Genomic DNA, 19991 nt, shown 5'->3' with positions numbered 1-19991 from the left:
TTCAGCGCCGGGTTCCGGTGCCGACGAGGGTGCGCTCGTACGGGTCGAGGAGGGCGCCCCGGACGGACGCCGCGACGCCGGTGATGATGCGCTGGTGGACCAGCGGCACCACGGCGTCCGTGCCGAGGATGTGGGCCTCGGCGGCCATGGCCGCGTCCTGCCGCTCGGTGGTGTCGGCGGCGTCCTCGGCCTTGGCCACGGCCCGGTCGACGTCCTTGTCGCAGAGCTGGGCGATGTTGTAGCCGCCGTCGCAGGTGTAGTCGCCGGCGAGGACGGAGACGGGGTCTGCGGTGTCGACGAGGGTGTTGCGGGCGAGCACGAAGGCGTCGAACTTGCCGGCCAGGGCGTCGCTCTCCAGCCGGGAGTACTCGCGCACCTCCAGCGTGACGTCGAACCCGGCCTTCTCCAGCTGCTGCTTCAGCACCTGGGCGACCTCCGGCAGTTCGGGCCGGTTGTCGTAGGTGGCGAGGGTGATCCGCGTCCCGTCGGCCCTGCCCGCCTTCGCCCGCCCGACCGGCTCGGTCCGCTTCCCGGCGGCCCAGGTGACGGCGGGCCCGTAGATGCCGGTGCCGGCGTCGGCGTAGCCCTCGTAGACGTCCTTGGCCAGCACGGACGTGTCGACGGACTGCCGGGCGGCGGCCCGGAGCGCGGCGTCCTTGAAGGGGCCCTTCTCGGTGTTGAGGAGCAGGCTCGTGGTGCGGGTGGTGGCGGTCGCCTCGCGGGTGGCCTTGTCGAGGGTGGCGGCCTGGGCGACGGGGATCGCCTCGGCGAGGTCGACCTGGTTGGTGCGCAGGGCGCTCGCGCGGGCGGTGCCGTCGGCGACGAACTTCACGTCGATGCCCGCGGCCTGGGCGCGGCCGCCCCAGTAGTCGTCGTAGCGGTCGAGGGTGGCCGCGGTGGTGCCCATGACCTTGGTGAGCTCGAAGGGCCCGGTGGCGGTGCCGACCGGGTCGACCCTGTCATCCTTGCCGTACGCCTTGTCGGCGAGGATGGCGAGGGAGGGGCTGGACAGTCGCAGCGGCAGGATCGGGTCGGGGGCGTCCGTGCTGATCCGTACGCCGGTGCCGCCCTCGGCCTCGGCGGTGAGGCCGACGCCGGACAGGGCGGCCGGGGCGGGCTTGGCCTGTGTGGCGTGGGTGAGGGCGGCGGCGACCGCGGCCGGGGTGACCTTCGAGCCGTCCTGGAAGGTGGCCTCGCGCAGGGTGAACAGCCAGGTGCGGTCGTTCTCCTGGCGCCAGGAGGCGGCGAGGGCGGGGGCGGCGGCGCCGTTGGCGTCCAGCGCGGTCAGGCCCTCGGTGACGCCGAGGCGGCTGAGGATGGTGGCGTCCGCGCCGTACGGCGAGAGGTTCTCGGCGGGCGGGAAGGCGAGGGCGACACGCAGGCGGGAGCCGTCCTGGGCGTCACCCGCGGAGTCGGCGTCGCCGCCGGAGGCGAAGCAGCCGGCGAGTACGGGGGCCAGCACGAGGGCGAGGAGCGGGCGGAGTCGGCGTCGCACGGTCTATCGCTCCATCGGTATCTCGAAGTGGACGACGCCGTTCGCGCCGCCGCTGTGCTCGCGTTCGTCGTGCACGACCTTGCCGAGCGAGCGCCAGAAGCCCTCGGCGCCGGACACCTCGGGGTCGGTGTGCAGATACACGGCGCGGTAGCCGCCGTCCGCCGAGGCGAAGGCGAGCAGCTCCTCGACCAGCCGCCGGGCCAGGCCGCGCCTGCGGTGCTCGGGGCGGACGTAGACGCGGCGCAGCTGCGCGGTCTCGCCGGAGGGGTAACGCTCGGCGAGGTGGCGCGGGTTCGGCGGGTGGGCCGGGCCGCGGGAGTCGAGGGCCGCGGTGGCCACGACAGCGTCGTCGCGCGGATCGAGGGCGACGAGGAGGGTGTGGCGGGGCGGGGCGAGATAGGCGGCGGCCGGGTCGATGATGTCCGCGTGCCAGCGGGGCACGTAGCCGGTGCCGAGGTCGTGGTAGACGGTGTCGAGCATCAGGGCTCGCGCACCGTCGAGGTCGTCCGGGCTCGCCGCCCTGATGCTGTAGTTGTGCACTTGCACATCATATGCATTAAGAGAAAGGGGTGATCGCGACGACCTCCGCGGACCCCACAACCCCCTTACAGGCCAGACGATTTGACAGTGATCGCGAGCCGCCGACACCCTACTCACATGACATCCATTTTCAACAAGGGTATGCTGCAGGTCATCCCGCAGGCTGTCCCGGCCACGAAGGCGGGACGCTGCTGATGCGCATCGCATTCGTCGGCAAGGGCGGCAGCGGCAAGACGACGTTGTCCGCGCTCTTCTCCCGCCACCTGGCACACTCCGGCGCGCCAGTGCTGGCCATCGACGGCGACATCAACCAGCACCTCGCCGAGGCTCTGGGCCACGAGGGCGACGCCCTGGACGCCCCGCCGCTCGGCGCCCATGTGCGGGACATCAAGGAGTACCTGCGCGGCACCAACCCGCGTATCCCCTCCGCCGACGCCATGATCAAGACCACGCCACCCGGTCGCGGCTCCCGTCTCCTGCGCCTCCTCGGCGACGACGAGGTGCACGCGCGGCACGTCCGGCGCGTGGGCGACGTACCGCTGATGGTGACGGGCGAGTTCGACGAGAGCGACCTGGGGGTGGCCTGCTACCACTCCAAGCTGGGTGGGGTGGAGCTCTACCTCGGCCACCTGGTCGACGGCCCCGGCGAGTACGTGGTGGTCGACATGACGGCGGGCGCGGACGCCTTCGCGTCGGGCCTGTTCACCCGCTTCGACATGACCTTCCTGGTGGCGGAGCCCACGCGCAAGGGTGTCTCGGTGTACCGCCAGTACCGGGACCACGCGAGGGAGTTCGGGATCCGTATCGCGGTCGTCGGCAACAAGGTCACGGGCGAGGACGACCTGCTCTTCCTCAAGGAGGAGGTGGGCGACGACCTCCTCACCCACCTGGTCCACTCCCCGTGGGTCCGCGCCGCCGAACAGGGCAGGGAGCAGGGCGAGCTGGAATCCCACAACGTGCACGCCCTGAACGTCCTGCGCGAGGCGGTGGACGCCCACCCCCAGGACTGGCCCACGACCCACGCCCACGCCGTCGAGTTCCATCTGCGCAACGCCCGCGCCTGGGCGGACGACAGGACGGGCCACGACCTGGCAGCCCAGGTGGACCCGGAGTTCGTGCCGGGCCCGGCGGCACTGGCCTGACGACGACCCCACCTCCCTTCAGCACCCCGCACCACCTCCCCCGAACAGGAACACACCCACATGTCTCTCGACGTCTCCCCGAAGCTCCTCGCCGAAGCCGAACACGGTGACATCCGCGAGGAGGACTTCGTGGACACCGTCCGCACGTCCCTGCCGTACGCCTACGACCTCATCGCCTCCCTCGCCGCCGAACTCCGCGACGGCACGGCCGAGTTCACCGACAACCAGACCCCTCCCCCGTCCGAGCGGGAACGCGGCCAACTCCTGCGGGCCCTCGCCAGCGACGCGATCCGCGGCAGCCTGGAGCGCCACTTCGGAGTGACCCTCGCCTTCCAGAACTGCCACCGGGTGGCGGCGTTCCGGCCGGAGGCGCGGGACGGGGAGAAGTACGCGCGGTTCACTTCGGTGCGGTCGCAGGTGCTGAACCAGTCACCGGAGTTCCGGGACTGCTGATCCGGCACACCGAGTTCGACGGGGAGACTGTGCTCATGCAGCTCCCCGAGGAAGCCGTGGCCGCCACCGCGTTGATCGAGGTCGTACGGATCTCCGCCCTCCCGGTCAAGCGGGGCGCCCCGTATCCCGGCAGGGCTGTCGCCCACTGGGCCGGGGCCGAAGCGGCCGACGCCCTGACCCTGATCGCGACACTGCCCGGCGGCAAACAACACCGCTGTGGCTTCGCACCGGGCTGGAGCATTCGTGCCTACGAGGACTCCCTCGATCTGGCCCTGTTCGAAGCGGCGTTCTGCTTCAGCTGCCACGAGGTCCGGATGCACGGGGCAGCCGTCCCGCCCGCGTTGGCCACGCAGTTCTTCGATGCAGACACTGCGCCGGCTCAGGCCCTCCTGGCTCTCTTCCGCGCGGCGACGCCGTGACCCCTTCGGCGTCGCCGCGGATCACCGGGTGGCACGAGAGGGGTTGCTCCTCCCCGTCAGGGGGAGCAGCCGCCCGTGGAGGGCGTAGGGCCCTGTTCCTCGATGGAACAGGGCCCCGCCAGCTCTACCGCAACGCCGTCGTCGTCGGCGTCTGTGCCGGCGCCGGTGCGTACCCGGTCGGACGGGCCGTGAAGCCTCCGCGCCCCTGTGTCCGGCTGCGCAACCGGGTCGCGTAGCCGAACAGTTCCGCCAGTGGCACGGTCGCCGTCACGACCGCGGCGCCCGCGCGCGTGGCCGAGCCGGTCACGCGGCCCCGTCGCGCCGCGAGGTCGCCGAGCACTGCGCCGACCGCGTCCTCGGGCACGGTGACCGTGACCTCGACGACCGGCTCGAGGAGGACCATCGCACAGGTGCGCAGGGCCTCGCGGAGGCCGAGGCGGCCGGCGGTGCGGAAGGCCGTGTCGGAGGAGTCCTTCACATGCGTCGCCCCGTCGGTGAGGGTGACGCGCAGCCCCGTCACCGGGTGGCCGCCGAGCGGGCCGTCGGCGAGGGCGTCCCGGCAGCCGGCCTCGACGGCACGGACGTACTCCTGCGGAACGCGACCGCCGACGACGGCCGAGCGGAACTCGAAGCCGGACTCCGACTCCGCGGGCTCCACGTCGAGGACGACATGCGCGAACTGCCCTGCCCCGCCGTCCTGTTTGACGTGCCGGAAGACGAAGCCGGACACCCCGCGGCCGACCGTCTCCCGGTAGGACACCCTCGGACGGCCGACGTCGACCGCCAGCCCGTGGTCCCGGCGGAGCTTCTCCACCGCGACCTCCAGATGCAGTTCACCCATGCCCGACAGCACCGTCTGCCCGGTCTCGGCGTCGGTCCGCACCACCAGCGACGGGTCCTCCTCGGCCAGCCGCCCCAGCGCGGAGGCGAGCCGCTCGGTGTCGGTGGACCTGCGAGCCTCGATCGCCGCGGACACCACCGGCTCGGCCACGCCGGGCGGTTCGAGGACCAGCGGGGCGTCCGGTGCGCACAGCGTGGAGCCCGCTCGGGCCGACTTCAGCCCGACCACGGCCACGATGTCCCCGGCGACCGCCCGGTCCACCTGGGCATGACGGTCCGCCTGGACCCGCAGGATCCGCCCGATCCGCTCGGTGCGCCGCGCGCCGGGGTCGTACACCGTGCCTCCCTTCTCGATCGTTCCCGAATACACCCGCAGATAGGTCAGCCGCCCGGTCGGAGTCGCGTTCACCTTGAACGCCAGCGCCGCGAACGGGGCCCGCGGATCCGCGGGACGCTCTTCGTCGGCGCTGTCGCCCGCGCCGCGAACGGCCGGCACGTCGAGCGGCGAGGGCAGATACGCCACGACCGCGTCGAGCAGCGGCTCGATCCCCCGGTTGCGGTAGGCCGAGCCGCACAGCACGACGACACCGTCGCCGCTACGGGTCAGGTCGCGCAGGGCGGTGTCGAGGGTCTCCGGCGCGACCGTCGACCGTGCGCAGAACTCCTCCAGCGCCTCGGCGTGCAGTTCGGCCACGGCCTCCTCCAGGGCTCGCCGACGCCGTCGCGCCTCCTCGCGCAGGTCCTGCGGCACCGGTTCCTCCACGACCGTCTCGGCGTCGTCGGCCCACACCAGCGCCCGCATCCGTACGAGGTCCACGACGCCGCGGAATCCGTCCTGCGCACCGATCGGCAACTGCACCACCAGCGGCGCCGGGTGCAACCGTTCCCGGATCGACGCGACCGCCGTGTCGAGGTCGGCGCCGGCACGGTCCAGCTTGTTGACGAACGCGATCCTCGGCACGCCGTGCCGGTCGGCCTGGCGCCACACGGACTCGCTCTGCGGCTCGACGCCCGCCACGGCGTCGAACACCGCGACCGCGCCGTCGAGGACGCGCAGCGACCGCTCCACCTCGTCGGCGAAATCGACGTGCCCGGGGGTATCGATCAGGTTGATCCGGTGACCGTCCCAATCGCAGCTGACCGCCGCCGCGAAGATGGTGATGCCGCGATCGCGCTCCTGCGGGTCGAAGTCGGTGACGGTGGTGCCGTCGTGGACCTCGCCGCGCTTGTGCGTGGTCCCGGTGGCGTACAGGATCCGTTCGGTGACGGTGGTCTTGCCGGCGTCGACGTGGGCGAGGATGCCGAGGTTGCGGACGACGGCGAGGGTGTTGAGGTTGGTGCGCACGGCCCTTGGCCTTTCGGATGATCCGGAAGCGGTAAAGGGGTCAGCGCGATTCCCGGACGAGGCGCACGCGTCTGCGCACGCGAGGACGACCTGCCGCTGTGGACAGAGACCAGGCAGGGCAAGGAAATTGATGTACCCGAGTACTCCGGTACTCAGGTGTTCGTCACGGGCATCCGGTGCCGGCCGCGCAGCGGGCACCGGGCGGACGAGGACACGAGGATCACGTCGTACCGGTCGTGCCGGGAGGGGAAGACGACGACAGCGGTGTGGTCACGCACGGCGCGGCTCCCCTCGACTCGTCACGGTGACGCGCCGCCGGGCTGAGGGCGGCGCGTGATTGCGTGGCGAGTTTAGGGAAACGGGCGAGGTCGGGGCACGCGAATTTCACGGCAGTACCCAGATCTCGCCTCCGGACCGGCCCTCCCCGTAGGCCTGGAGGTCTCCACTCCGACGAACGCGCCGGCCGGGGGTCGGCGGGCGGGCGGGAGTCCAGGCAGCGGGCTCGAACGCACTCGCCCAGGCGGGCGACGCGGCGGCGCCGGGCGTGTTCCTGGAACATGGCCGCCATCAGGCAGCAGGCCACGAGGACGACGAGCCCCACCACCACGAGCAACACCACGGTGAGCACGTCGAACACGATCACGGGCCCCTCCCCTCGGGACCCATCTGCCTGTGCGGATCGGCTACGAATCCTCGGTGACCGCGATGGCCGCCGCAGGGCACACCGCCTTCGGCGACGGCCAATGCGGACGGCACCCAACTCCCCGTCGGCCGACGGCAATCCGAAGCCGACGGCACACCGCCCGGTGGTTCACCCGCTGAACGACCGTGCCGCCGTGCGCCCCGCCATCAGCGCCACCAGGGCGGCCCGTGACGAGACTCCCGTCTTGCGGTAGATCCGCGACACGTGGGTCTCGACCGTACGGCGGCTCAGGCAGAGCCGTTCGGCGATCGCGGGGCTGGTGAGGCCCTCGGCGACGAGGTCGGCGATCTCGCGCTCGCGAACGGTCAGCTCGGCGAGCCGCCGCTCGGAGCCGAAGGCGGCGTCGGTCACCGCCGGACGGACCATCTCCGCCAGTTCGGTCAGCATCCGGGACCCTCCGGTCGCGGCGAGTTGCTGCCCGCGATGCCAGGCGGCCTCTCCCTTCCGGGCGCTGTCCGCGTCGTCGCCCGGCACGGAAGCGCGCAGGAGCAGGGAGTACGCCTCCCAGAACGCTCCCCCACCGCGCGCGCTCTCCGCCGCCGCGGCCGCGAACAGGTCGGCCGCGGCCCTGGTGTCGCCCCGGCCGAGGGGTATGTGCGCCCCGCTGCGCAGCGCCGAGGCCCGCTGGATCGGCAGGCCGAGCCGCTCGGCCTCGACACGCGCCCGCCCGGCCCACTCGCGGGCCGCGTCCGGATCGCCCGTGGCGACCGCTGCGGTCACCAGGATCTCCAGGAACAAGGGCCGCATCGAGGGCTGGAGCCGCCGCAGCCGAGGACCGCCCGCGTGCAGGACGGCCTCCCGGGCCCGGGCCGGGTCGCCGTTGATGAGCGCCGCGTACCCGAGCACGGTCCAGGCTATGGACGCCCACCAGTTGGCGCCCAGGCCGGCGGCGGCCACCGCCTCCTCCGCCGTGGCCAGGGGCCGTTGATCGCCGGGCGGGCAGGCGGCGATCAGTGCCTGGGCCTTGGTGGCGAGGACGAAGGCGAGCAACTCGTCGCTGCCGATGCCCCGGGCCATGTCCTCGGCCTCGTCCGCCAGCTCCACCGCGGACGCCACCCGGCAGGTCTGTATGCGGACGTGCGTCTTGCACAGCAGCAGATGAGGCAGGAGGTAGACCTGGCCGGTGCGGCGGGCGATGGCCAGACCCCGGTCGGCGTGCCGCTCGGCGTCCGCGAAGCGCTCCAGGAACGCCTCGGCCCAGCCCAGCCGGGCCAGCGGCTCGCACAGTCCGGTGAGGTCGTCGTCCGGCAGCGAGTCCACGACCGCTGCCGCCCGGCGGGCGAAGTCGCCGGCCGCGGCCGTCTCCCCTTCGTACACCTCTCCCAGCGCGGCGACGCTCAGCGCGCCCGCGACACCCTCCTCGTCGCCGAGGGAACGCGCCACCTCCAGGATCCGCGCCACGTCCTCGCGCACGGTCGGGTACGACGTGTCGTGCGGAGCCGACGAACCCAGTTCCAGCCCCAGGGCCACCTGGTCGGCGGGCGACGGTGCCGGGTCGGTGCGGTGCAGTTCCCGGCGGAGCAGGGCCACCGCCTCCGAGTAGCGCCCCAGATGCCGCTCCATGACGGCGCACAGCACCACGGCCGAGGCGCGCGACGCGGTCCCGTCGCCCGGGTCGGGCATGGCGATCACCTGGTGCAGCAGGTCGCGGCTCGCGCGCAGTTGACCGCAGACTCCCAGCGCCCTGGCCCGTCGCAGCATCAGCTCCCGTCTGCGGCTCGCGTGTTCCGACGTGTGCGGCAGGTGGGTGAGGACCACGTCCAGCCAGTGCGCACAGCTCGCGGGCGCCGTATGGGCGGCCTGCTCGGCGGCCTCGATCAGGACTTCCGCCGCCTCCGGGTCCCAGCCGGACATCGAGTGCTCGGCGTGGTGTGCCCGCTCGGCCGACGGGGCGCCCGACCGGGCCAGTTCGGCCGCCGCCAGCCGGTGGATCTCGGTGCGCACCCAGGGGTCGGTGCCGTCGTGGACGAGGCTGCGCAGCACGGGGTGGCGCAGCGCCGGCCGTCCTTGAGGGGTTGAGCGCAGCAGGTCGCGGCGGGTGAGTACGGCGAGGTCAGCGGCCAGTCGGTCCGGTTCGCAGCCGGTCACCGGGCCGAGCAGGGCCGGCCGGGCGTGGTCGCCGAGTGTGGCCACGACTTCGACGAGGCGCCGCTGGTCGGGAGTCAGCGGGGTCAGCTCGTCGAGCAGCAGCGCGCCGAGTCCGGTCGTGGACAGCCGGCTGACCGGGGCGCCCTCACGGTGCGCCTGGAGCAGGGTCAGCAGATACAGGGGGTTGCCCTCGCTGGCCCTGAAGAGCCGTGCGGCCTCGTCGCCGTCCAGGCCGGCGCTGAGCCGTTCGACGCACTCGCGTTCACCGAGGGGGCCGAGGACCGTCCGTCGTACCGCGCCGGTGTCCGTGCCGCGGGCGAGGGTCGCGGCGAGCGGGGCCGGGGTCTGGCGGTCGCGGCGGGCGACGACCAGGAGAACACGGGCGCGAGGGGGATGTCGTACGAAATGGTCGAGCAGTTCCAGGGAGGCGGCGTCCGCCCAGTGCATGTCGTCCAGGACCATCACCAGCGGGGAGGCGGCGGCGTGGGTCAGCAGGGCGGCGGTGGCGCGGTGCAGGTCGAAGCGGTCCGCGTGGCGGGGGACGCCGCTGAGCACGGGGGCGACCTCGGCGAGCGCCGGGAAGGACGCGAGTGTCACCGGGTCGAGGTCGGCGAAGGCGTCGGTGAACGGCTGGAACGGGATGTGGGACTCGTACTCCGTCGCACGGCCACGCAGCACCGCCGCCCCGCGCCGCACCGCGCGCAGACCCAGCTCGTGCACCAGCCGGCTCTTGCCGATGCCCGCCTCGCCACTGATGTCGATCACGACCGGGCGGTCGTGTCCCTCCTCCAGCAGCTCGGCCAGCAGCCGCTCCAGCCGCCCGAGTTCGGCCTCCCGGCCGACGAACGGCGCCTGTTCCGTGGTCATGTGCGCGTACCCCCCGAAAGATGGTGCTTGGTGTGAATCTTGCCGTACGCCACTGACAACGGCCGCCGACAAGGGGCGGCGCAGCCTGCCCGGCGGGGCTGCGGGCGCCCGACGGCCCGTCCACGGAAAGCAGGTAGTCGATCTACGCGACTCCACGATCGTCAACGCCCGTCGCGCCCGTCGCGCCCGTCGCGCCAGTCGCGCCCGTCGCGCCCGTCGCGCCCGGCAGGATGGGATCCCGGCTGCGGTGAGTCCGGGAAGGGCGGATGCTGATCGGCGGTGTGGTGGCGGGGGTGCTTCTGCTGCTCGTGGTCCTGGTGGTCAGGCGTCGGAGGAACGGGAGGTACCGGCTGAGGCCCGTATACGAGGCGGCCTGCGAGGTCACGGAGGGCGACCGTCGTCTCGTCGCGTATTCCGGGCTGGCGTCGGGCGGCCGGGAGGGCAACGGAAGGGGATCGGTGCGTGAGCGCGGACATGACCGGGAGGGGTGCCTGCTCGGTCGACGTCCGCGGGCGGCGGCCGGGTCCGTAGAACAGCTATGCGGGCCGAGGCGTCCTCGACCCGCATGAGCTGGAAACGATCTGTGTCCGAGGGGGGACTTGAACCCCCACGCCCGATAAAGGGCACTAGCACCTCAAGCTAGCGCGTCTGCCATTCCGCCACCCGGACTAGGTGTCTGCCGCCTTGCCAGGGGTGTTCCCCGCGGCGACATGGACAACAATACCAAGGTTTCGGAGTGCCTTTCACCTGCATATCCGCCCGTCGGACGGCCGACGCGAGCCGAGAGACCAGGCGACTCGAAGGGCTTCACCTCACGTGATCAGCTGGTCACGCAGCGCCCGGTGTCGGCCGGCTTTGTCCGAAGCCGTCGGGCGCCACCGGCCGGTCTCGTCACGGCATGAGGTGGTAGTCAGGGAAGTTCCCCGGGAGCCGCTCGCCCTCCGGCCCTAGCGTGACCGCGCGTACCAGCAGCTCTCCGCCGACGAAGGCCCCGCGCCAGGAGGCGCCGAAGCCGCCGAACAGTTCGTCGCGGTCGCCGCGGGAGCGCGGTTTTCCGTGGCCGACCTTGAACGCGCGGATCTGCGGTGCCAGACGGTCGTAGGTCGCCCGGTCGTCGGTGGAGAGCGTGGCGACCAGCGCGCCGTTGGACGCGTTCATCGCCGCCAGCAGCTCCGCCTCGGTGTCGACCAGGACGATCGTGTCGACCGGGCCGAATGGTTCCGCGTGGTGGAGCGGGGAGGACGGCGGCGGGTTCAGCAGTGTGACCGGCTGGACGTACGCCGAGGTTTCCTGCCCGGGCAGGAAACGGGCGCCGGACAGACTGCCCCGGTGCAACGGGACGGCGCCGCGGTCGATCGCCTCGGCGACCTGGTCCTGCAGCTCCTTGGCCTTGGCCGCGTTGATCAACGGCCCGAAGTCCAGTCGCGGGTAGGGGTCGTCCCGCTTCTCGACCGCCAAGGGGTGGCCGACCTTCAGCGTGCGCACCGCGGGGAGATACGCCGCGAGGAACTCGTCGAACAGCTCACGCTGGACGACGAAGCGCGGATACGCCGTACAGCGCTGTTTGCCGTAGTCGAAGAGCTTCGGGATGACCGCCGTGAGCGAGTCCCAGTCCGTGCAGTTCCAGATGCCCCAGGTGTTGAGTCCTTCCTGTTCGAGTATGTGTCGCTTGCCGAGGTCGGCGACGGCCGTGGCCACCGCGGCGCCGGTGTCGCGGCCGCCGACGAAGGAGACACAGCCGATCTCGGGCGCCCGCACCAGCGCCTGGGACAGCTCGCCTCCACTGCCGCTGACGAGGGTGACGGGAACTCCCTCGCGGGCGGCCAGCGCGCAGGCCAGCGTCAGACAAGCGACACCGCCGTCGGTCGGGGTCTTGGCGATGACCGCGTTGCCTGCCATTGCTTGTACCAACACTGCGTGAACGAGCACGCTCATCGGGTAGTTCCAGCTCGCGATGTTGGAAACCGGGCCGTCCAGCGGAGCCCGGCCGGCGACCATCGGTTCGATGCCGTCGACGTACCAGCGCACGCCGTCGATGGCCCGGTCGACATCCGCCTGGGCGAGCCGCCACGGCTTGCCGATCTCCCACACGAGCAGCAGGGCGAGCAGCTCCCGGTGCTGGGTCAGGGCGTCGAGGGTGGCGGCGACGCGGGCCCGGCGTTCGTCCAGTGGGATGTGCCGCCATGCGCGGTGCTGGTCGAGCGAGGCGCGCACGGCCTGGTGGGCGGTGGCCGGGTCCAGTCGTGGCGGGCCGGCGATCGGGCTGCCGTCGACGGGGCTGGTGGCGGGCAGCGCACGGCCGTCCGCCTGCCAGTCGGAGTTCCAGAGGTTGAGGACACGGTCGTCCCGGAAGGCCTCGGGGGCGACCGCGAGGCAGCGCTGCCAGGCGTCGGACCAGGAGGTGCCGGATTTCAGGGTGAGGGTGGTTGCCATCGGGGTCTCCGCTCTCGGTGCACAGTCGAGAGGAAAGGGACCGGTAGGCCCCTTCCTTGGAAGGGTGGTGATGGGAGACGGGAGGGTGGTGATGGGAGACGGGTGGGCGGTGATGGGAGACGGGTGGGCGGTGATGGGAGACGGGTGGGCGGTGATGGGAGACGGGTGGGCGGTCGTACCGGGCTATGACGGAAGCCGACGAGGCCGGGAACCTCCGGAAAACGACCTCGCTCCCGCCAGGAGTGACGTCACGCCCGCGCCCCCAGGCGGTCCAGCACCAGACGCGCCGTCTCGGTGGGCGTGCTGCCGACCCCTACTCCCACTGCCTCCAGCGCCTCCTTCTTCGCCGCCGCCGTACCGGACGAGCCGGAGACGATCGCGCCCGCGTGGCCCATCGTCTTGCCCTCGGGTGCGGTGAACCCGGCGATATAGCCGACGACCGGCTTGGTGACGTGGTCGCGGATGTAAGCGGCCGCGCGTTCCTCGGCGTCGCCACCGATCTCCCCGATGAGGACGATGAGTTCGGTGTCGGGGTCGTCCTGGAAGGCGGCGAGGCAGTCGATGTGGGTCGTGCCGACGACCGGGTCGCCGCCGATGCCGACGCAGGTCGAGAAGCCGATGTCGCGGAGCTCGTACATCAGTTGGTAGGTGAGCGTGCCGGACTTGGAGACCAGGCCGATGCGGCCGGGCTTGGTGATGTCGGCCGGGATGATGCCCGCGTTGGACTGGCCGGGGGTGATCAGGCCGGGGCAGTTGGGGCCGACGATGCGGGTGCCGCGCGCCTTGGCGTACGCCGTGAAGGCCACGGAGTCGTGGACCGGGATGCCCTCCGTGATCACGACCGCGAGCCCGATACCGGCGTCCGCGGCCTCGACGACGGCCGCCTTCGCGAAGGCGGGCGGCACGAACACGACGGTCACGTCGGCGCCGGTGGACCGTATACCGTCGGCAACCGACCCGAAGACCGGGACGGCACGCTCGTCGAAGTCGACGGTGCGGCCGGCCTTGCGCGGGTTGACGCCGCCGACGACGTTCGTGCCCGCGGCGAGCATGCGCCGGGTGTGCTTCATGCCCTCGCCGCCGGTCATGCCCTGGACGAGGACCTTGCTCTCCTTGGTGAGGTAGATCGCCATGTCGTCGTGTCTCCTCAGGCTGTGGCGGCGGCGAGTCGGGCGGCCCGCAGCGCGGCGCCGTCCATGGTGGTGGCCTGCTCGACCAGGGGGTGGGCGCGTCCGTCGAGGATGGCGCGGCCACGGGCGGCATTGTTGCCGTCGAGGCGGACGACGAGCGGCTTGGTCAACCGGACGCTGTCCAGGGCCTGCACGATGCCGTCGGCGACCGCGTCGCACGCGGTGATCCCGCCGAAGACGTTGACGAAGACCGACTTCACGGCGGGGTCGGAGAGGATGACGGAGAGACCGTCGGCCATGATCTGGGCCGACGCGCCGCCGCCGATGTCGAGGAAGTTGGCGGGACGGGCACCGCAGCCCGCGACCACGTCCAGTGTCGACATGACGAGTCCGGCTCCGTTGCCGATGATCCCGACCTCGCCGTCCAGCTTGACGTAGTTGAGGCCCTTGGCGGCGGCCGCCGCCTCCAGTGCGTCGTCGTGCTCCATGCCCTCGGCACCCCAACGGGCCTGCCGGAAGCGGGCGTTGTCATCGAGGGTGACCTTGCCGTCGAGGGCGAGGATCTGTCCCTGCCGTGTGCGCACGAGCGGGTTCACCTCGACGAGGAGGGCGTCCTCGCGGACCAGCACCTCCCAGAGCCGTACGAGGACGTCGACGGTCTGCGGGGGCAGTCCGGCCGCCTCCGCGATCTCGCCGGCCTTCGCGGAGGTGACACCCTCGGCCCGGTCGACGGGGATGCGCGCCACGGCCTGGGGCCGGCCGGCGGCGACCTCCTCGATCTCCATGCCGCCCTCGGCCGAGGCGATGGCGAGGAACCCGCCCGCCGCTCGGTCGAGGACGTACGACACGTAGAACTCGGCCTCGATGTCGGCAGGTTGGGCCAGCATCACCTTGCCGACCCTGTGCCCCTTGATGTCCATGCCGAGGATCTGGCGTGCCGTGATCTCGGCGGCGGCCGGGTCGGCGGCAAGCTTCACGCCGCCCGCCTTGCCGCGGCCACCGGTCTTCACCTGGGCCTTGACCACGACGCGGCCGCCGAGTCGGCGCGCGATCTCACGGGCTTCCTTGGGTGAGTCCGTCACCTCTGCCCGCGGCACCAAGATGCCGTGTTCCTCGAAGAGTTCCCTTGCCTGGTGTTCGTACAGGTCCATTCCGGCTCCTGACTCAAAAGTGCCGCACGCCCCCTGGACACCACCCACCGGATGCGGGATAACAAGCTTCATACAGTATTCGTCGACTGTATGCAATGTACTGCCGACGGCCGACGACATACCGCTGAGTGCGTTCCCAACCCCCTACGAAGGGACAGGACTTCGCCATGCCCGACGACACCCAGGACGTCATTTCCGGTGGTCATCTCGTTGCCAAGGCGCTGAAGGCCGAGGGGGTCGACCGCATCTACACCTTGTGCGGCGGCCACATCATCGACATCTACGACGGCTGCGTCGACGAGGGCATCGAGGTCGTCGACGTCCGCCACGAACAGGTCGCCGCCCACGCCGCCGACGGCTACGCACGCATCACCGGCAAGCCCGGCTGTGCGGTCGTCACCGCCGGGCCCGGCACCACCGATGCCGTCACCGGTGTCGCCAACGCCTTCCGCGCCGAGTCCCCGATGCTGCTCATCGGCGGCCAGGGCGCCCTCACCCAGCACAAGATGGGGTCCCTGCAGGACCTGCCGCACGTCGACATGATGACGCCGATCACCAAGTTCGCGGCGGCCGTGCCGGACACGGCACGCGCGGCCGACATGGTGTCCATGGCCTTCCGCGAGTGCTACCACGGCGCACCCGGGCCCTCCTTCCTGGAGATCCCGCGCGACGTCCTCGACGCCAAGGTGCCGGCGAGCCAGGCACGCGTGCCCAAGCAGGGCGCCTACCGCGCCTCCACGCGCTCGGCCGGCGACCCCGAGGCCGTCGAGAAGCTCGCCGACCTGCTGGTTCACGCGGAGAAGCCGGCCATCCTGCTCGGCAGCCAGGTGTGGACGACACGCGGCACCGAGTCGGCCATCGAGCTGGTGCGCACCCTCAACATCCCCGCCTACATGAACGGGGCCGGCCGCGGCACACTCCCGCCCGGCGACCCCCACCACTTCCAGCTGTCGCGGCGGTACGCCTTCTCGAACGCCGATGTCATCGTCATCGTCGGCACGCCCTTCGACTTCCGGATGGGCTACGGCAAGCGGCTGTCGCCGGCCGCGACCGTCGTGCAGATCGACCTCGACTACCGCACCGTCGGCAAGAACCGCGACATCGACCTCGGCATCGTCGGCGACGCCGGGCTCGTGCTGAAGTCGGTGACCGAGGCCGCCTCCGGACGCGTCAACGGCGGCGCCTCGAAGCGCAAGGAGTGGCTCGACGAGCTGCGCGCGGCCGAGCAGACCGCCCTCGGCAAGCGGCTGCCCAGCCTGAAGTCGGACGCCTCACCGATCCACCCGTACCGGCTGGTCAGTGAGATCAACGACTTCCTCACCGAGGACTCGATCTACATCGGCGACGGCGGCGACATCGTCACCTTCTCCGGGCAGGTCGTGCAGCCCAAGTCGCCCGGGCACTGGATGGACCCGGGTCCCCTCGGCACGCTCGGCGTCGGGGTGCCGTTCGTGCTGGCGGCCAAGCAGGCGCGGCCCGACAAGGAGGTCGTCGCGCTCTTCGGCGACGGCGCGTTCTCCCTCACCGGCTGGGACTTCGAGACCTTGGTCCGCTACAACCTTCCCTTCGTCGGCATCGTCGGCAACAACTCCTCGATGAACCAGATCCGCTACGGCCAGGCCCAGAAGTACGGCGTGGAACGCGAGCGGGTCGGCAACACCCTCGGCGACGTCCACTACGACAAGTTCGCGCAGATGCTGGGCGGTTACGGCGAGGAGGTTCGTGACCCCGCCGACATCGGCCCAGCGCTGCGGCGCGCCCGCGAGTCCGGGAAGCCGTCGCTGATCAACGTCTGGGTCGACCCGGACGCGTACGCCCCCGGAACCATGAACCAGACCATGTACAAGTGAGGAGGCCTTCATGACTGGTACGTCGACCAAGGCTCTCGAAGGCATCCGCGTCCTGGACATGACCCATGTCCAGTCCGGGCCCTCCGCGACCCAGCTGCTCGCCTGGCTCGGCGCGGACGTCGTCAAGCTGGAGGCGCCGACCGGTGACATCACGCGCAAGCAGCTGCGTGACCTCCCGGACGTCGACTCCCTCTACTTCACGATGCTCAACTGCAACAAGCGGAGCATCACCCTCAACACCAAGACCGAGCGCGGCAAGGAGATCCTCACCGAGCTGATCCGGCGCTCCGACGTCATGGTCGAGAACTTCGGACCGGGTGCGGTCGACCGCATGGGCTTCACCTGGGACCGCATCCAGGAGATCAATCCGCGTATCGTCTATGCCTCCATCAAGGGGTTCGGCGAAGGCCCGTACACCAACTTCAAGGCGTACGAGGTCGTCGCGCAGGCCATGGGCGGGTCGATGTCGACCACGGGTTTCGAGGACGGGCCGCCGCTGGCGACCGGAGCCCAGATCGGGGACTCGGGGACCGGGGTGCACGCCGTGGCGGGGATCCTCGCGGCGCTGTTCCAGCGCGAGAACACCGGGCGTGGGCAGCGGGTCAACGTGGCCATGCAGCACGCTGTACTCAACCTGTGCCGGGTGAAGCTGAGGGATCAGCAACGCCTGGCACACGGGCCGCTCGCTGAATATCCGAACGAGGACTTCGGCACCGAAGTTCCCCGCTCGGGAAACGCGTCCGGCGGCGGTCAGCCCGGCTGGGCGGTCAAGTGCGCGCCGGGCGGCCCGAACGACTACGTGTACGTGATCGTGCAGCCCGTCGGCTGGCAGCCGATCAGTGAGCTCATCGGCCGGCCCGAACTCGCCGACGACCCGGAGTGGGCGACGCCGGAGGCCCGGCTGCCCAAGCTGAACAAGATGTTCCAGCTGATCGAGGAGTGGTCCTCGACCCTGCCCAAGTGGGAGGTGCTGGAGAAGCTCAACGCGCACAACATCCCGTGCGGGCCGATCCTGTCGACGAAGGAGATCATCGAGGACTCCTCGCTGGTCGCCAACGAGATGGTCGTCACCGTGCCGCACCCCGAGCGGGGCGAGTTCGTCACCGTCGGCAGCCCGCTGAAGCTGTCCGACTCCCCCGTCGAGGTGACCAGTTCACCGCTGCTCGGCGAGCACAACGAAGAGGTCTACATCGGCGAGCTCGGCCTCGGCGACGAGGAGCTGCGCCTGCTCAAGTCGAACGGAGTGATCTGACGTGATGGCCGAAGACCGCGTCCTGAGGGTGCGGACGCTCCTCGACTCCGTGCGGGCCGAGGGACGCACCGCGCTGACCGCGCCCGAGGGCAAGGTGGTAGCCGACGCGTACGGGATCGCCGTACCGGGCGAGGAACTCGCGACGGACGTCGAGGAGGCGGTGGCGTACGCGGCGCGCCTCGGCGGGCCCGTGGTGATGAAGATCGTCTCGCCGGACATCCTGCACAAGACGGACGCGGGCGGCGTGATCGTGGGCGTCGAGGGCGCGACGGACGTACGGGCGGCCTTCCACAAGATCGTCGACAACGCCCGTGCGTACAACGCCGATGCGCGCATCGAGGGCGTGCAGGTCCAGGAACTGCTCCCCAAGGGGCAGGAGGTCATCGTCGGAGCGGTCACCGACCCGACGTTCGGGAAGGTCGTTGCCTTCGGGCTCGGCGGGGTGCTCGTCGAGGTCCTCAAGGACGTCACCTTCCGGCTCGCGCCCGTCTGCGCCGACGAGGCGCTGTCCATGCTGGACTCGATCCGGTCGGCGGAGATCCTGCGCGGGGTGCGCGGCCAGGCGGCCGTGGACCGGTGGGCCATCGCCGAGCAGATCCGCCGGGTCTCACAACTGGTCGCGGACTTCCCGGAGATCGCCGAGGTGGACCTCAATCCGGTGATCGCGACGGCGGAGGGGGCTGTCGCGGCCGACATCCGGGTGATCCTCTCCGAAGCGCCGGTGAAGCCGCGCCGCCGCTACTCGCGCGAGGAGATCCTCACCTCCATGCGCCGGCTGATGCAGCCGTCGTCGGTCGCCGTCATCGGTGCCTCCAACGAGCAGGGCAAGATCGGCAATTCGGTCATGCGCAACCTCATCGACGGCGGTTTCGCCGGGGACATCCACCCGGTGAACCCCAAGGCCGATGACATTCTGGGCCGCAAGGCGTACAAGAGTGTCACGGACGTTCCCGGTGAGGTGGATGTGGCGGTCTTCGCTATCCCCGCCAAGTTCGTGGCCTCGGCCCTGGAGGAGGTGGGACGCAAGAAGATCCCGAACGCCGTGCTGATCCCCTCCGGGTTCGCGGAGACCGGCGAGCACGAACTCCAGGCGGAGATCGTGGCCGTCGCCGAGCGGCACGGCATACGCCTCCTCGGGCCGAACATCTACGGTTACTACTCGACGTGGCAGGACCTGTGCGCCACGTTCTGCACGCCGTACGACGTCAAGGGCGGGGTGGCGCTGACCTCGCAGTCCGGCGGCATCGGGATGGCCATCCTGGGCTTCGCGCGGACCACGAAGACGGGCGTGTCGGCGATCGTGGGCCTCGGCAACAAGTCGGACCTGGACGAGGACGACCTGCTGACCTGGTTCGGCGAGGACCCGCACACCGAGTGCATCGCGATGCACCTGGAGGACCTCAAGGACGGGCGCGCCTTCGTCGAGGCCGCGCGGGCGACCGTACCGAAGAAACCGGTCGTGGTTCTCAAGGCGGGTCGTACGGCCGCCGGCGCGAAGGCCGCCGGGTCGCACACCGGAGCCCTCGCGGGCGACGACGCCGTGTACGACGACATCCTCAAGCAGGCCGGTGTCATCAGGGCGCCCGGGCTGAACGAAATGCTGGAGTACGCGCGCGCGTTGCCGGTGCTGCCGGCTCCCAAGGGCGACAACGTCGTGATCATCACCGGGGCCGGCGGCAGCGGCGTACTGCTGTCGGACGCGGTGACCGACAACGGTCTGTCCCTGATGGAGATCCCGCCGGACCTGGACGAGGCCTTCCGGACGTTCATCCCGCCTTTCGGGGCGGCGGGCAACCCGGTCGACATCACCGGTGGCGAGCCGCCGTCGACGTACGAGGCGACGATCCGGCTCGGTCTGGAGGATCCGCGCATCCACGCACTGGTCCTGGGCTACTGGCACACGATCGTCACTCCCCCGATGGTCTTCGCGGAGCTCACCGCGCGCGTGGTGGCCGAATTCCGGGAGCGCGGCATCGAAAAGCCCGTGGTCGCGTCACTCGCGGGTGACGTCGAGGTCGAGGAGGCCTGCCAGTACCTGTACGAGCGGGGGGTCGTGGCGTACCCGTACACGACGGAGAAGCCGGTGGCCGTGCTGGGCGCCAAGTACCGGTGGGCGCGGGCGGCGGGACTCTTGGGGGGCGGTTCATGAGGTGAGGCAGCGGGGGGGGGGGGGGGGGGGGGGGGGGGGGGGGGGGCGGCCGCGCCCGCCGCCGCCCCCCCCCCCCCCGCGGGGGGGGGGGGCCGGGGGGGGGGGCGCCGGGGGGGGGGGCACAAAAAAAAAAA

The 19991-nt window shown here is 71.3% G+C and carries 14 protein-coding genes and 1 tRNA gene; 6 read left to right on the top strand and 9 right to left on the bottom strand.

Annotation, left to right across the window (positions count from 1 at the left end; all coding sequences use genetic code 11):
• Position 1: 1 nt before the first annotated feature.
• Both ACIBAG_RS19035 and ACIBAG_RS19030 read right to left on the bottom strand, forming a co-directional pair.
• The gene (locus tag ACIBAG_RS19035; protein WP_399106493.1) at positions 2-1495 is read right to left on the bottom strand and encodes an ABC transporter substrate-binding protein; all 1494 of its coding nucleotides are present in this window, start codon (positions 1493-1495) and stop codon (positions 2-4) included.
• 3 nt (positions 1496-1498) lie between these two features.
• On the bottom strand, positions 1499-2035 hold the full coding sequence (locus ACIBAG_RS19030; RefSeq protein WP_399106491.1) for a GNAT family N-acetyltransferase: 537 nt from the start codon (positions 2033-2035) through the stop codon (positions 1499-1501).
• 194 nt (positions 2036-2229) lie between these two features.
• On the opposite strand from ACIBAG_RS19030, the gene ACIBAG_RS19025 reads away from it, so the two are divergent.
• Genes ACIBAG_RS19025 through ACIBAG_RS19015 form a run of 3 tightly spaced genes read left to right on the top strand, consistent with a single transcriptional unit; the run spans position 2230 to position 4049 of the window.
• Entirely contained in the window at positions 2230-3177 is a 948-nt protein-coding gene (locus ACIBAG_RS19025) for an ATP-binding protein (RefSeq protein WP_399106489.1), read from the top strand.
• A 60-nt stretch (positions 3178-3237) separates the two neighbouring features.
• Positions 3238-3630 carry an SCO5389 family protein gene (locus ACIBAG_RS19020; protein WP_399106487.1) on the top strand — a complete coding sequence of 131 codons (393 nt, stop codon included), beginning with the start codon at positions 3238-3240 and terminating at the stop codon, positions 3628-3630.
• Positions 3631-3665: 35 nt separating this feature from the next.
• Positions 3666-4049 carry a hypothetical protein gene (locus ACIBAG_RS19015; RefSeq protein WP_399106485.1) on the top strand — a complete coding sequence of 128 codons (384 nt, stop codon included), beginning with the start codon at positions 3666-3668 and terminating at the stop codon, positions 4047-4049.
• A gap of 124 nt (positions 4050-4173) precedes the next feature.
• Here ACIBAG_RS19015 and fusA read toward each other — a convergent pair whose 3' ends face one another.
• The 7 genes from fusA to sucC form a co-directional block, all read right to left on the bottom strand.
• On the bottom strand, positions 4174-6234 hold the full coding sequence (fusA, locus tag ACIBAG_RS19010) for an elongation factor G (RefSeq protein WP_399106483.1): 2061 nt from the start codon (positions 6232-6234) through the stop codon (positions 4174-4176).
• A 152-nt stretch (positions 6235-6386) separates the two neighbouring features.
• Entirely contained in the window at positions 6387-6512 is a 126-nt protein-coding gene (locus ACIBAG_RS19005; RefSeq protein ID WP_399106481.1) for a hypothetical protein, read from the bottom strand.
• A gap of 533 nt (positions 6513-7045) precedes the next feature.
• Positions 7046-9892 carry an AAA family ATPase gene (locus tag ACIBAG_RS19000; RefSeq protein WP_399106479.1) on the bottom strand — a complete coding sequence of 949 codons (2847 nt, stop codon included), beginning with the start codon at positions 9890-9892 and terminating at the stop codon, positions 7046-7048.
• 584 nt (positions 9893-10476) lie between these two features.
• Positions 10477-10561: transfer RNA gene (locus tag ACIBAG_RS18995), tRNA-Leu, on the bottom strand.
• A gap of 222 nt (positions 10562-10783) precedes the next feature.
• Positions 10784-12325: an aldehyde dehydrogenase family protein gene (locus ACIBAG_RS18990; protein ID WP_399106477.1), complete on the bottom strand. Its 1542-nt coding sequence runs from the start codon at positions 12323-12325 to the stop codon at positions 10784-10786.
• Positions 12326-12573: 248 nt separating this feature from the next.
• Positions 12574-13458: a succinate--CoA ligase subunit alpha gene (gene sucD / locus ACIBAG_RS18985; protein WP_399106475.1), complete on the bottom strand. Its 885-nt coding sequence runs from the start codon at positions 13456-13458 to the stop codon at positions 12574-12576.
• A gap of 14 nt (positions 13459-13472) precedes the next feature.
• Positions 13473-14606, bottom strand: coding sequence for an ADP-forming succinate--CoA ligase subunit beta (gene sucC / locus ACIBAG_RS18980; protein WP_399106473.1), 1134 nt, complete (start codon positions 14604-14606; stop codon positions 13473-13475).
• Positions 14607-14773: 167 nt separating this feature from the next.
• On the opposite strand from sucC, the gene ACIBAG_RS18975 reads away from it, so the two are divergent.
• Genes ACIBAG_RS18975 through ACIBAG_RS18965 form a run of 3 tightly spaced genes read left to right on the top strand, consistent with a single transcriptional unit; the run spans position 14774 to position 19857 of the window.
• Entirely contained in the window at positions 14774-16456 is a 1683-nt protein-coding gene (locus tag ACIBAG_RS18975) for a thiamine pyrophosphate-binding protein (protein WP_399106471.1), read from the top strand.
• A gap of 10 nt (positions 16457-16466) precedes the next feature.
• A complete protein-coding gene (gene frc, locus ACIBAG_RS18970; RefSeq protein WP_399106469.1) occupies positions 16467-17708 on the top strand; it encodes a formyl-CoA transferase in 1242 nt (413 codons plus the stop codon).
• Between the two features lie 4 nt (positions 17709-17712).
• Positions 17713-19857 (top strand): acetate--CoA ligase family protein, encoded by a 2145-nt coding sequence (locus tag ACIBAG_RS18965; protein WP_399106467.1) that lies wholly within the window; start codon positions 17713-17715, stop codon positions 19855-19857.
• The last annotated feature ends 134 nt before the right edge of the window (positions 19858-19991 follow it).

This window comes from Streptomyces sp. NPDC051243 (assembly GCF_044455405.1).
In the GTDB taxonomy this organism is placed as follows: domain Bacteria; phylum Actinomycetota; class Actinomycetes; order Streptomycetales; family Streptomycetaceae; genus Streptomyces.
This window is presented reverse-complemented; position numbering and strand designations above follow the sequence as displayed.